The sequence below is a fragment of the Rothia sp. 27098_8_29 genome (assembly GCF_041432785.1).
Taxonomy (GTDB): Bacteria; Actinomycetota; Actinomycetes; order Actinomycetales; family Micrococcaceae; genus Rothia; species Rothia mucilaginosa.
The window spans coordinates 16250-29654 of the sequence record NZ_JAPWAI010000007.1 but is presented as its reverse complement, the minus strand read 5'-3'; the positions used below and the strand labels follow the sequence as shown (position 1 = coordinate 29654).

Annotated in this window: 9 protein-coding genes; 2 read left to right on the top strand and 7 right to left on the bottom strand. The window is 57.2% G+C overall.

The features are described 5' to 3' along the window. Window positions 1-572: 572 nt before the first annotated feature. From O3649_RS08325 to O3649_RS08305, 5 genes are all read right to left on the bottom strand, one after another. On the bottom strand, window positions 573-1571 hold the full coding sequence (locus tag O3649_RS08325) for a bile acid:sodium symporter family protein (RefSeq protein ID WP_371540491.1): 999 nt from the start codon (window positions 1569-1571) through the stop codon (window positions 573-575). A 192-nt stretch (window positions 1572-1763) separates the two neighbouring features. Next, window positions 1764-3377: a M48 family metalloprotease gene (locus O3649_RS08320; protein WP_371573732.1), complete on the bottom strand. Its 1614-nt coding sequence runs from the start codon at window positions 3375-3377 to the stop codon at window positions 1764-1766. Window positions 3378-3759: 382 nt separating this feature from the next. Further along, complete coding sequence (locus O3649_RS08315) at window positions 3760-4713, bottom strand: hypothetical protein (protein ID WP_371573730.1); 954 nt, start codon at window positions 4711-4713, stop codon at window positions 3760-3762. Between the two features lie 616 nt (window positions 4714-5329). Continuing rightward, entirely contained in the window at window positions 5330-6466 is a 1137-nt protein-coding gene (locus O3649_RS08310; protein WP_005507659.1) for an acetate/propionate family kinase, read from the bottom strand. Between the two features lie 262 nt (window positions 6467-6728). After that, the gene (locus O3649_RS08305) at window positions 6729-9581 is read right to left on the bottom strand and encodes a hypothetical protein (RefSeq protein WP_371573728.1); all 2853 of its coding nucleotides are present in this window, start codon (window positions 9579-9581) and stop codon (window positions 6729-6731) included. A gap of 9 nt (window positions 9582-9590) precedes the next feature. Here O3649_RS08305 and O3649_RS08300 point away from each other — a divergent pair, with 9 nt between their 5' ends. Beyond that, window positions 9591-9779 (top strand): DUF4913 domain-containing protein, encoded by a 189-nt coding sequence (locus tag O3649_RS08300; protein ID WP_141753508.1) that lies wholly within the window; start codon window positions 9591-9593, stop codon window positions 9777-9779. A gap of 194 nt (window positions 9780-9973) precedes the next feature. Here O3649_RS08300 and O3649_RS08295 read toward each other — a convergent pair whose 3' ends face one another. Both O3649_RS08295 and O3649_RS08290 read right to left on the bottom strand, forming a co-directional pair. Continuing rightward, on the bottom strand, window positions 9974-11254 hold the full coding sequence (locus O3649_RS08295; protein ID WP_371573726.1) for a Fic family protein: 1281 nt from the start codon (window positions 11252-11254) through the stop codon (window positions 9974-9976). A 189-nt stretch (window positions 11255-11443) separates the two neighbouring features. Beyond that, window positions 11444-12199, bottom strand: coding sequence for a carbonic anhydrase (locus O3649_RS08290; RefSeq protein ID WP_070593248.1), 756 nt, complete (start codon window positions 12197-12199; stop codon window positions 11444-11446). Window positions 12200-12634: 435 nt separating this feature from the next. On the opposite strand from O3649_RS08290, the gene O3649_RS08285 reads away from it, so the two are divergent. Further along, window positions 12635-13321, top strand: coding sequence for an acyl-CoA synthetase (locus O3649_RS08285; RefSeq protein WP_371573724.1), 687 nt, complete (start codon window positions 12635-12637; stop codon window positions 13319-13321). The last annotated feature ends 84 nt before the right edge of the window (window positions 13322-13405 follow it).

The window sequence follows — 13405 nt, the reverse complement described above, 5'->3', positions numbered from 1 at the left end:
TGGCGGATACAAACAGCGATTAGCGCATAGATAGAATCTAAGCGCGTCATTAAGCTGAGTGTATCCAGTTGTGTTTGAGTGAATAAATGGTTTTGAGCTTCCTTCCGGTTGAGTGAGTGAATCTCTTCCGATGTGGGATGCGGGCGGGGAGTGAATCCGCTGCATCAACGCTCGTGGGCGGTGTGAGGGAGTGAATCTCAACCGTTCCCATGTGAGTCATAAATTCCTGCATACAGGATGCGAATCTGTCTAACCCACGACAAAACATTCTAGGGCAAATTTGGGGCTTTTTCGCCGCTCAACGCCCGATAGTGTTGATTGTCTCCTCGGTCACTTTTATGCAGTGGAGTGCACATACCCCACAAAAACCCAACTGACCAGTACAAATACCACATTTTGCACACAAATGCACTAGTCAGGGAATTTTTGGCAGTGCGCGCCACATCACTTCATAAACCGATTGATACGGCCCAAAGTCCCCCATTAAAACCCCTCATCAGAGGCTTATCTCACAGACTCAGAGGCCCCCAATAGTACCCGCCGAGCACCCCTGACAGGTAGAGTTCAAGTCCCTACTGAGCTTCCTTCACGGAGGCGGCACCCACCACATCCAGGCGCGCATAGCGGCCCGCAAGCCAGGTACAAATCATCAACTGAACCTGATGGAAAATCATGATCGGCAGCATCATCAGACCCAGCGAGCCCGCACCAAAAATAATGATCGCCATCGGCAGGCCAGCCGCCAGCGACTTCTTCGAACCGCAGAACTGAATCGTAATACGGTCGGCACGGTTGAAGCCCAGACGCTTAGCCAGCTGGTCAGTCAGCCACAGCATGAACACCACAATAATCGCCATGAGCACGACCAGCAGCACGATCTGCCACCACGCCACGCGCGTCCACACGCCCTGCACCACTGAGGCGGAGAACGCCGAATACACGATCATCATGACCGAGAACTTATCCAGCCACTTAGTCGTCGGCTTCTTGGCGAACTCCCCCACCCAGCGGCGCGTCAGCTGACCGAGCACGAACGGCAGAAACAGCTGAATGGCGATGTCCAGGAAGACCGTTCCGGAGAACTCAATATGGCCTGTATTCATCAGCAGCATGGCGAGTAGCGGGGTCGCCACCACGCCCACAATCGAAGAGAGCGAAGCACTCACAATCGCCGCCGCCACGTTACCGCCCGCAATCGAGGTGAACGCAATCGACGCCTGCACGGTCGAGGGCACAAAGGTCAAGAACAGAATGCCCATGTACAGCCCATCACCGAGCACAAAACGCAGTGGTGAAAGCGCCAAACCGACCAGCGGGAACAGCACGAACGTGCAGCTGAGAATCATCAGGTGCAGACGCCAGTGGGTCAGGCCGCGAATAGCCTCCGCGGTGGAGAGGCGAGCGCCGTACAGGTAGAACAGCAGGGCGACCGCGAACTTCGTTCCGGTGCTGAACCATTCGGCGAAGTCGCCGCGCGCCGGCACAATAATTGCGAGGATGACCGCGCTAATGAGCATGGTCAGCAGCGGGTCGAGTTTGATGGAGCGAAGTGATGAAAGCATGCTGTCCATTCTATGCCTGCGGCATGCGGCGGATGCAGTGGCGGGCGCCCCTTCTCACCTGGGGGTCACGCAGGGAGAGCTTAGGAGTGTGCAGGAGGCGGTTAACAGCCGAACCCGCCGGAGTGCGTTAGCACCCCGGCGGGTTCGTGAAGGTTATTGAGCTGTGCGGCTCAGATGAGGCGTTCAGAGTAGGCTCAGCGGCTACTTCTTATCACCGTCAAAGCCGTAACCGTACGAGCCACCCTCAGAGGAGCCGCTACCGTACTGGCCGTAACCGTACTGCTCAGGAGAAGGCTGGCCGTTAGGCTGGCCATTAGAGGGCTGCTCAGGGGCGGACTGGCCTGCACCGTTCTGGGCTACACCGTTCTGACCTGCGGCAGGCTGACCGAAGCCGGGCTGCTGACCGTAGGCAGGCTGACCCGGCGCGGGCATCTGCGGGCCACCGGGAGCACCCGGCGCCGGCACACCACCGGCGGCAGCGTACGCATCCCAACGCTGGCCGTGGAAAGCACGAGCCTGCTCGGTGAGCCAGCCAGCGAACAGCGTAGAGTTCGCATCGAACTCGGGGGCGTTCTCGGGCTTGGAGTACACGTCCACGGTTTCCAGGGTGTGGTCAGCCCAGGTGTCCTGGTGCTCACGCATGAACTCGGTGGACTGAATCGGGTCAGGCCACATGTGCACCGGCTCAGACGCCGGAATCAGCACAGGAACGCGCGGTGCGGCATCCTTGACCGGGTTCTCCGTCGGGCGCCAGAACAGGCGGCCCGGCTGGGTGCGGTCACGCAGCGCGTGCGCACGCCAGGTGAGAATCGGGTGGCTTGCCAGCAGGTTCACGTACCAGACGGCAAGACCGCGGTCGGTCACGGCACGGTCGGCAAGCTCATCGAAGTTAACCTGCTTGTTCAGGTACTTACCTGCCGCAAGCACCTTGACGGCACCCTCAGCGCCCTCGGGGCAGAAGCGGTAACCGAAGTTATCGGCGGTGTACTCCTGCGAGCGGGACAGCGCACTCGACAGCACCGGAATCTGGTTGAACAGCGTAGTGAAAATCAGACGGAAATAACCGACGTGACCTGCGGCGATGTGGCCAACTTCGTGGCCAATAATGAAGCGCAGCGCCTGCGGGTCACGAGACTTACCGCCAATCTCGAACAGGTCGGAGTACAGGCAGATGTAGCGGCGGAAACCGTGACCTGCCGCGAAAGCGTTCATAGTGCCGTTACCGAGGACGACGTACGCATCCGGCACGCGGCGCAGGCCTGCCGCCTCCGCTGCTTCGGCGAGCATCTGGTACGCCTCAGGGAACTGGGTCGGGGTGATGCGCACACCGCGAACACGCTGCTGCGCGTAGTAGATTGCACGAACGATAAAGATAGCAATCGGGCCCAGGATGAGCAGGCCAACCGTCTGGAAAATCAGGTCTTCCAGGCTTGCGGAGGTGCTACCGGAAGGTACTCGAACCGAGCCTTCACCGGTTGAGCTGAAGACGTAACGCATCATCGAGCTGAACAGGTCAGCCAGCGCCATGAATAGCACAATGTAGCCGACCGCGGTGACTGCATAGGCGGCGACCAGCCACGGAATTTCGGAGGGGTGACGCAGTGCGTGCAGCACCTTCGGCGGTAGCATCGACTGGTAGGCGAAGAGCTTTGGCTGGGGCAGGGGGCTGACCGGCTTCTGTCGCTCGTCTTCGGGGAGCCAGCCGGCGGAGAGGTCCTGCGGGAGGGGCTCACCGGGGGCACGGAATGCCTGCTGGCCGGGCTGGGCGTTGAACTGTCCGCCGGGCTGCTGGTGGTTTTCAGGGGGTTGAGTCATGTCTCGTCCGCTTCGTATCGAGTGTTATCTGATTCCACTCTATCGTTTTTGGGCACTTACTAGTGAATGTGAATGCGCTTTTTCTCACGGAACGCTCACCACTTCTCGTCTTCCCTGCAATAGCCCGCCAAGAGATACAATGCTTAGCTTTTCTCCCTATTGATGCATGCAGAGGGGCCGGTTCCGCACCACGTGTGCGGAACCGGCCCCTCCAAAAGCTGACAGAAGAATAGCGTCTACTTATTAGGGACACCACTCCCTAATACACTAAAAATCTATCAACTTTATACTCAAATAAACATCACATATATATAAATCTCAATCCAAGATTGAAGTAGGTCGAATGGGTCACTACTCCATTCAGACCTAATGCAAGCTGATATTAAACAGCTGCCGAAAGATAAGTGACAGTACCCCAGGGGGAAGTCACAATAATGCGGTACTGCACCGGAATGACCTTTGCCGACTTATGCGCGGGGTCACCGTAGGTGTGCTTACGCAGGTAGGTCATGTACGACACAACGTCTTGACCAGCATTGGGGTGGGTAATGTTAGCCATCACCTGAATGTCCCAGGACCAGCCGTCGCGGCCTTCAGCAGTCGTGTAGTGCTTACCGTATGCGTAAGTCCACAGGGGGCTGTTTTCCTTGGGAGGACGGGGACCATCCGGGAAGTGCAGGTAGTTGTACTTACCGTGAGCGATGTAGGTAGAGCGGCTGCCCTTGTAGTTGTCGTTGAGGCGAACAACCGGGGGGTTTGCGCCCTTGCCCTTGTAGCCTTCGGCGTAGTACATGTTGTTCTTGCGGTTTGCGTCAGACTCACCGAATGCGAAACGGTCCGCACCGGTGGGGGTCGGTGCGTAGGAGACGTCACCTGCAACGTTCTCAACACGAACGTTGATGATAACGCCGCCACCAACGCCACCAACGCCGTCCTTGGAGGTGTAGTCAGGGGTGTCCTTGCCGTTCGGGGGGTAAATCGGCGGGAAGTCGCTCACACCCTCGTAACGACCCCAGGGGTAAGCAAGCTTATTTTCGGGGGTGGTGTTGTCGATGAAGTAGGTCTGCGGCTGGGGGCTGCAGTTGGAGGTGGGCATTACTGCCCATTCGTATTCTTCATTCACGGTACCCTTGTAGCGGCGACGGTTGGCACGTTCACCCCAGGGCACGGATACGATGGTGCCGTATTCGCAAGGGTTCTTGGATGCGGCGTAGGCGGGCACTACGGCGGTTGCTGCCACAACGGGCGTTGCCCATGCTGCACCCTTGACCAGGGCGCGACGGCCCATCAGCTTTCCACTTTGTTCGGAGTGGCTCTTAGTCGAGTGAATATCCATTACCAAATCTCTCTCAATTGGAATGAGTTTTGTACATTGATTCACTTTATTTCTGTATAAAAAATACAGATATAAAGGTTATCGCAGTATGTGTTTAACGTGTAATTCAGAGTGCGCTCTCAGAATTCTTTTGCGGCTATAAATCCGCTTCAGTTCTTTTCGATGAACACTCGTTATATGAAAGCACAAAAAATTTGTATTTATTGTTCCATGTTGTGCAAAAACTTGGGTCGATAGATAATTCCTAACAGAATTAATCCAGGATTATCAACCTTTTTTCACCTTCAACCTTAACTGCCATCAATGTTGGAATGTTGCGAATCAATGCACTCAGTGCACACCTCTACATAACTTTCCCAAGCAAGCAAAAAATTTACACTCTATGCAGCACCCAAGCCAACATTTTTAATTAAATTTCATTCTTGTTCTCAATGTGATAAATGATACATATGCAATACATGCTATATTGGCGTAATGTTGTTTTGTAAAGTGAGTTGAATCATATGCATTTACTCTAATGGATATTCAAAAACAAGTCCGCTGCAGCACCCGTACGGAACGGGAACTGCAGCGGACTGCCTATATTCAACCGCCTATACGGCGGGGTGCGTGGGGCTTAGAGGCTCTTGACGAGTTCCTCGGTAGCCTCAGCGATAGCCTTCTCCTCGTTGGTGGGGATGACCAGCACCTTGATAGCGGAATCCTCGGTGGAAATCACGCGCGGCTCGGGGGAACGCTTAGCGTTCTCTTCCTCGTTGTACTTGATGCCGAGAGCGCCGAGACGGTCCAGGACCAGCTTACGGAAGTCGCCGGAGTTCTCACCGATACCTGCGGTGAAGATCAGTGCCTGCGCGCCGCCAACAACCAGGTTGTAGCCGCCAATGTACTTCATCAGGCGGTAGGAGGTCATGTCCAGTGCGAGCTGTGCACGCTCGTCGCCGGACTGTGCAGCCTCAACGACCTTACGCATGTCGTTGGAGCCAGCCAGTGCGAGCAGGCCGGACTCCTTGTTCAGGATGGTGTCCAGGCGTGCACCGTCGATGCCCTCACGAATCAGGATGGTGGTCAGTGCCGAGGGGTCAATGTCGCCGGAGCGGGTACCCATGATCAGGCCAGCCAGCGGGGTGTAGCCCATGGAGGTGTCGACGGACTTGCCGCCCTTCACAGCGGTCACGGACGCGCCGTTACCGAGGTGAGCAACGATGCCGTTGAACTCGTCGCGTGCAATGCCGAGCATGTCAGCTGCAACGTGGGAGACGTACTCGTGGCTGGTGCCGTGGAAGCCGTAGCGGCGGATGCTGTACTTGTCAGCCAGGTCGTAGGGGATCGCGTAGCGCCATGCTTCTTCGGGCATGGTGGAGTGGAACGCGGTGTCGAAGATAGCAACCTGCGGCAGGGAGGGCCACTTGTGCATTGCTGCGCGCATGCCCTGAGCGTGTGCGGGGTTGTGCAGCGGTGCCAGCGGGGAGAGGTCGTCGATCTGCTGGACAACTTCCTCGGTGAGCAGGGCGGGGTGGGTGAACTTCTCTGCACCCTGCACCACGCGGTGGCCGACTGCCTGCAGCTCACGGCCTGCCAGGACGGGCTCGAGCTTCTCGGACATGATGTCGAATGCGACTTCGTGGTTGGGCACGTCGGTGCCGATGTTTTCGACGAGGCCGGAGGTCAGCATCTGCTCTGCCTCGGGCAGGGAGGTGTCACGCACCTGGTACTTCAGGGAGGAAGAACCGGCGTTCACAACGAGAATAAGCATGAAAGTATCTTCTTTCGTAGTTTTCTTTTCTGCTCCATTCTCGCACTTTTCGAGCCTGCGTGCGAGACGGCCCCGGCTGTGTTTTTAACGGGGGTTTTTACTGGGGGTGACATCGGGGGCAGGAGGGGCGGGTGTGCACAGTGTGGCGCCGTACTCGTTCAGAACTGCCACCGACGAATCGGTCCAGGCTATAGGTTTGGCCCTATAGATTCGCATTTCGTCCTCGATAGTTCTTGGAGAAAAACGTAGTACTTGGGTCAGCTTACTCATCTAAATTCACCACTTCTTTGAAGCAATCAAGGTTAGAGCGCGAGTGAAGGACAATCACAACCTGCTTGTCACTGCCCTCGATAGCGCACGCCATCGATTCGAGCTCAGTGCGCTCCTCTGACGGAGTGAGACTCTTCAAGGTCTCATCAAGCAACACAAGCCGGGCAGCGCCTTCACGTAACACGGAACGCGCAAGCATGAGCCCGCTCGAATTCGATGCTTCAGATGCGAACGGATCGATATCTGGTACGATTACCACTTCGCCTTGGGGATACCGGCGGTATAGAGCATCAAGCATGACGGACTTCCCCGCGCCAGTTGGTCCAATCAAGGCAACCATAGAACACCCAGAGTCAAGAGCACTCTCAAGCAGAGCCAGGTCAGCAGACCGCACGGGCGGATAAGAACGGTCGGCCCGGTACTCTTCAAGCATCCGAACACGCTCCGCAGTCAAGCTGACTACACCAACCTGTTGCAGCGTCTCCACCGTAGATTGGATGCCAGATGACAGAGTTACTGCAAAATATATTACGACCGCGGGAGCAACCACTGAGTTCGATCCTTCGACCATCAGTGCCAATACCACTGCAGAAACATTCAGTGACAACACAAGCGACTGAATCAGTCCCGTACGCAGTGCGTAGGCGTTCGCCAACTGAATCGAGCTGCTGACGTATGCAGCCTCCGAATGAGCGTAGGCTTCTTCTCCAGCCCGACGCAGCCCTGCACTGACGGGCGCAGCGTGTAAGCCAGCCTGGGCACCAGCCACCCCGATGAAGTCACCTCGGCGATTGGCAGCCGTCGTCGAGGCAGGGAGAATCCACTTTGAACCCTGACGCATAGCAAGCATCGCTAGGGGTGCTACCGCCAACACAACGATCATGAACAGCGGGGCGCCGGCCACTGCGCCTCCGATGAGCATAAAGGTCTGTAGAATGACCATAAATACCGAACCCAGGGCGCTAGGCACCGACATCTGAAGGTCGGAGAAGTCTTCACCCATCCGCCCCATGACCGCACCGCTTGTTCTAGGAGTAGCGAATCGATCGAGCCTGCGTATAACCCGGTCGTGCAAATCGCTCAGCCTAGCGATGGGAGCCCAGTAGAGCGGGCCAAAGAACATGACGGACCCAACAATTGCTGCCAGTGCGCAAGCAGCTGACACTTCAGCAACCTGAGCAGACAGCCCATCACTGTGAGCAATCGTCAATGCAAAAGCAACTTCGGATCCGCTTAAGAGTAGGGCGCCACACGTAATCCACACCAAATGCGGTCCAAACAACAACAGGGCCGATCGTCGGAATGTGGCACGCTTCGGCTCAGGGTCAGGAAGGTCCTGTCCCTCGCTCACATCCGTCGAACCAGCATCTACCTCCTTAGCTGCCCCGGGGCTATGAGCCTGCAACTCAAGAGGGTCTACCCTCGCATCATTGCCGGGGGTGAAGGCACTCGGTACATACTCCTCCGAGCTTGCCAGAAGTGTGCACGTTGGCACGCACTCTAAGATCCTCTCGGCAACCACTTCTCGTGTTACAGGATCAAGCGCTGCGAACGTATCGTCCAAAATTAGCCAGTCCGGTTTGTCTGCCAAAACGATAGCGACAGCAGCACGGTGTCTCTCTCCTGACGACAAGGTTGTTGCGTCTTGCCAGAACCGCCCGATCACATCCTCACTGAGCCCCATACCTAAAGCGAGGCTAGTGAACCGGGATACCTGATGTGGCGAAGCAGAAGCTCGCCACGCTGACAACACCGAATGGGACACTTCCGGGTTGCGTGGTACGAAAGCGGAATCGGGGGTGGTCACGGATGTGCGCAATGCTTCAGCGCGCTCAGACGTAGCTGCAAGCACCTCTCTAGAATTTGAAGGCTGCCCCACCAAGTCCTGCTGTTTAACCGTGCAATTTGGAGACGACTCGAGCTTGTCAAGCTCACGCATCATTGGCACAGCGAGTCGAATAACCCGATAGTTTACGATGTTGTTCTGCACCGCTGCGTACAGGTACCGGGCTGCCAAAATAATTCCAATACCGAAATGAGCGGATGGCCAGAGCCACGCGCCGAGGACCGCAACCACAGCGAGCACCGCAGTTAGTGCTCCCCGTTCAAGGAATCCATTCAGGACCTGCAACGGGACCCGTCTGCGCAGAAGCTGCTCTTCGGTGTTTCGGATGCTAGCGACCTTGTCCAGGGCGGTACCCCAGCTGGGGATGCTTTGCCCTCGAGGCAGCGCGTTTGCTACACGCTGGATCCACTGCCTACGCTCTCCCTCTAGAGCGACGTACTGTTCCCATAGTCGGCCCACCAAGTTGATGAGACGGACGCTGACGAATACCAATCCAGTGATGAGCAACGCAGCGATGGCGCCGCTTGCACCATATAGCGCGAGCGAAGCCGCGAGAAAGGCAATAATCTGAACGGTTGAAACGGCGAAATCAACAACGAAGGCAAACTGGCTGATCTGTCCTGGGTATGTGAGAACATGCCCGTGAGCTTCCGGCGGATGGGATGACCTACTAAAGATGTCCCGGAAACGGCGGTATGTGAGCTGTCGAACCGCGATCGTGAGAATAAGCTCTTGGCGTTCCTTCACCCAGTACCCTAGGCTTTCAGCCAGGAAAGCGAAGATGAGTAACCAAATAGCACTGCCTGGGGTCCTCTCACCTGACGTTACCTGGCCGATACCTGCCGTAATCATCAGAGCCCCTGCAACATTCAGTAGGCCAGCGGTGAAGACGGTGAAACTCGTGCTCGTTGGCGCGAATATCAAAGCAAGCCAGCGGATCCGTCTCGGCAGGTTCCGCGCTATCCTTTGATAGCGTACATACAAGTGCTCGATGGGCATGTCTCTCAGATGCAGGCTAGGAGCGCTCTGTGCTTCGCCCCGTCGCTTGTGATTAATCACCATTATGTTTCCAGTCATTCGGTATTCGAGTTCAGGTGTACGGCCTCGTTAAACCGCAAAATAGATAGCCAGAATACTTTCTGGTGTTCTGAGTGGTGGAAGCACCCGGAAGCATTATGTCGCCTGACCCTAATGTAGCAGACATGGGATGAATCACACGGCGGCTACAGGAGCCTTACACAATGGTGGCGTGAGCAGATGGATTACCACATACCGATACTTATGTCTGCAACCGGCCCGTTCCGCTACTGCAAAGATGGATTCCACGATTCTGCCAGTTATAGGCGGGATACATTCCGGTGCGGCCCCTCCCCTGTTTCTACGTTTGCGGGCTATTCTTCGTCGTCATCAACGGCGGGCAAGCCCAGCAGGGCGGTTCCCGCCTCGGTGAGGGACCAGCGCATCGTACGGCCAGCCTTGACGCCCTTAACAAAGCCGAGCCCCTGCAGCAGTTTGAGCCTATCGCGCAGAGTCGGCGCCGTAACCCCCAGCGCCTCCTGCAACTCGCTCGAAGTGGGGGCGACTGGCGCACGGAAAATCTGCACCTGCCCCAGCAGGTACAGCAGCCGCAGAACATCATCAAACTTCTTCGAAGTCAGCCCGGGGGTGCCACCCGTCCAGGTGCGGTTGCCCTCCAGCTCAGCGATACGCCTGCCAAGGGCACGCCACGCACGGTCGCGTGACTCCAGTTCGTCTACCAGGTGCTCCTGAGCCTGCTCGATCAGCCCCAGAAAAACATGCAGAAAACCGGTCACCTCACCGTAGTTGAGGGGTTCTTCCGCCGCGCTAAACGCCTTGTAGTAGCGGCTCTTCTGAATGTTGAGCGTGCTCGGCAGGGTGAGGGTCGTCAGCCGGGTGAGCGTCTGCCCCAGGTGGGCTACCAGCAGGTACCTGCCCAGGCGGCCGTTGCCGTCGTAGAAAGGGTGCGTGTACTCCACCATGAAATGCGTGGCGATTGCGGAGAATAGCGCCGGCACGTTCGGGTTGAGGGCGTGGTTGAGCGCCGCCTGCACGTTGGCGGTGATGGTTGCTTCGCTGCCGGGGGCGCGGTGAATTTCGCGGGTGTTGTCGTGGATAACCACAGGTTTAGTACGGAATAGAGCCCCGTCTGGGCGGTCTTCTTCCGCGAGGTGCCCTTCGAGTAGCGTGTCGTAGAGGCTGCGCACCTGCTCGACTGTGGCGGGTGGGCGGCCTGCCCCCAGATCCTTGAGGAGGTTCACGAATTCGACGGCGCGCTTGGCGCGGGGGTCCTCGCTGTCGCCGGAGGTGAGTGCCTCAGAGATGAGCTGGCGTGTGGTGTGCACACCTTCGATACGGTCGGACGCCACGATGCTGCGTACTGCCAGGTCGAGTAGGTAGCTTTGCATGGCGATGCTGGGCAGTTGGGAGCTCAGCTGTTCGATGTGCCGTTCACGGCGCATAATGCGTTCAAAGGCTGCGAGCGCGGTGCGGTCTGCCAGGTAGAACAGGGGGTGCTCCCCTACCGTGAATTCGTTGAGGAGGTAGGTGGAGTGGCCGCTACGGCGTGCCTGCAGTTCCGCCTGTACGGCGGCTTTGCCGCGTTCGTGAAAGATGCTTTTGAGGGTGCGGTACCTTGTGCCGGTGGTGTTCACCTGTGCCCTCCTTGATGGTGTAAAAAATCGCGGTTTTTTTCATTATCCTCCCAATTTTCAGGAAATAGTGAAAAAATCCGCGATTTCTTTCATAATCCATGTCACATATAGGCAGTTAGGGTGCCGGATGGGCTCCCCCGATTTAGACCCCTGCAGGGGCGCATCCTAGTGGGAAGCCGCACCCACCGCTTATTTGTTCTGTTCCTTCATTCGTTCCTTCACAAAGCTGTTGAAGCCCTGCGGCTCAAGGATATGAGACGCCTTCCACTTGTCGGGCCGCTCCGCGGTACGGTGCAACCGCACATAGTAGGCGGGGCTGATACTTCCTTCGACCTTCACACAAACCGTGAGCCAGTAGGGGTTGTCGCCACCAGGAACCTTCAGGGTCGGGTCATCAACCAGTTCAGCATTGGTGACGGTTCCCTTGAAAATATCAATACGAGAGTTAGGTCCATACTGGTTTTGCAGTTTGGGATCAATCATGGGGTAAAGCTCTTCTGACCATTCCTTGTACGGCTTGCCGCTGGTGTAGGCGGTGACAATTGCTTTCGCGGTTTCAAGCGCGCGACCACGGTCTTCGTCAGTGATGCTATTGAGGGTAGGAACGCTGGAGGGCTGCTGGGGTCCACCACCGGTTCCCGCCAGGGGTGAAGGGTCAAGGCTCACGGTCGGGGTCGGGGTCGGGGTCGCTGCCGCAGTGGTGGATGCCGCGGTGGTGCTTTCCGTCGCGCTCGGGGAGGCGGTCACCTCGGTGACGGTGGGGGTGCGGCCTGCGGTGGTGGTTGCGGGTGCAGGAGTAGTAGAGCTGGGGGTGGGGGTGCTGGTGGCGGTAGAGGTTCCGCTGGTGATGAGGGTTCCGCCCGGTGCGGAGCTATCGGTGCTAGCAGAGCAGCCGGTAGCGAGCAGTGCGAGGGCAGCGGCGGTTGCGGTGATTTTGCGGGTCATGGAGAGGGGCTTTCTCTGATGAACGGTATCTATGTATCGGTGTGATGCGTCTAGGCGGGGCATATGCTGGGCTGTGTAGCGTTGCGACCGCCTGCGGTTGGTGTCTGCGTCGGGCGTTGACGCATAGTGGGTGCACGGTTAGGTACCGGATTAGCGGTATGAATTCGGTTCTTTTTCGTGCAGTCCAGCTCATATCATGGTAGCTCAGGGCGAGCGCCTGCAGGATATCTGTAGGCATGATAGGGTATCTTTTGACACCGATAAATATGTGCCGCCGTGTTTTTGCGTCTTGCAGTCCTCGATGTTGTGTTCTGGCTCAGATGCTTTTCCTGCGGTACCGCATAGTTTCTCATCACTCATTCAATCTCTGCCCTCCTGCTGGGGGTGGGTTTGTCGCGCCCCGAATTGTGGGGTCTACGTATTTTGGAGATTGTTATGGAGAACAAGGGTGGAGTCACTATCCCCCGCTGGGCTTTCGGACTGGCTGCAGCTGTCGTTGCCCTCCTCGTCGTACTGGTCATCGTGCTTATTCCGCGCGGCGGCGATAATTCCAATACCTCCGCCGCGGGCGGTTCGAACGGTGCGGCTCAGTCGAAGGCCACCTCAACGGTAGCGGCAGGCACCTGCGGCGCTGGCGCCTCAGACGACCAGGCAGTACTGGATGCAGCCCCCAAGGACACCACGTGGATAACCACTGATGGGGGTTGGATGGGTCCGGTATCGAAGACCGCCGGTCCGATGGCGAACTCCCCGATTCGTAACTGCTTTGAGCACTCGGCTGAGGGCGGATTGTACGCCGCGACCTGGGCTTATATTCAGATGGTTGAGTCCCCGAAGGATTTCCTGCCGACTATTGTTGGCCCCGGTGCCGATACGCTCCGCGAACTCCGCAAGAAGGACACTACGACCGCTCCGGTTCTCCACATTTCCGGTTACCGTTACATCTCCTACACCCCGGAGCGTGCAACGGTGCGACTGCTGATCAAGACCCCGTCGGCTACGTACTGGTCTGCCGATATGGTGATGGAGTGGCACGATGGTGACTGGCACTATTGGGCTCCTACTACTCCTACTGAAGTTGGCAAGGCTGACCCCGACGAGTTCATCACCTGGGGTTCCTAAAAGCTAACAGCCCGTACGGGCAATAAAACGCGGTGGGGCACGACCTTTCATTAGGTCGTGCCCCACCGCGTTTATACGTTTAAG

What these genes read in the sequence shown, in the direction of transcription:
- O3649_RS08305 (WP_371573728.1), bottom strand. Translation starts at nt 9,581, where the DNA reads ATGCCCATCGAGCACTTGTATGTACGCTATCAAAGGATAGCGCGGAAC.
- O3649_RS08315 (WP_371573730.1), bottom strand. Translation starts at nt 4,713, where the DNA reads ATGGATATTCACTCGACTAAGAGCCACTCCGAACAAAGTGGAAAGCTG.
- O3649_RS08325 (WP_371540491.1), bottom strand. Translation starts at nt 1,571, where the DNA reads ATGGACAGCATGCTTTCATCACTTCGCTCCATCAAACTCGACCCGCTG.
- O3649_RS08300 (WP_141753508.1), top strand. Translation starts at nt 9,591, where the DNA reads ATGCAGGCTAGGAGCGCTCTGTGCTTCGCCCCGTCGCTTGTGATTAAT.
- O3649_RS08310 (WP_005507659.1), bottom strand. Translation starts at nt 6,466, where the DNA reads ATGCTTATTCTCGTTGTGAACGCCGGTTCTTCCTCCCTGAAGTACCAG.
- O3649_RS08290 (WP_070593248.1), bottom strand. Translation starts at nt 12,199, where the DNA reads ATGACCCGCAAAATCACCGCAACCGCCGCTGCCCTCGCACTGCTCGCT.
- O3649_RS08285 (WP_371573724.1), top strand. Translation starts at nt 12,635, where the DNA reads ATGGAGAACAAGGGTGGAGTCACTATCCCCCGCTGGGCTTTCGGACTG.
- O3649_RS08320 (WP_371573732.1), bottom strand. Translation starts at nt 3,377, where the DNA reads ATGACTCAACCCCCTGAAAACCACCAGCAGCCCGGCGGACAGTTCAAC.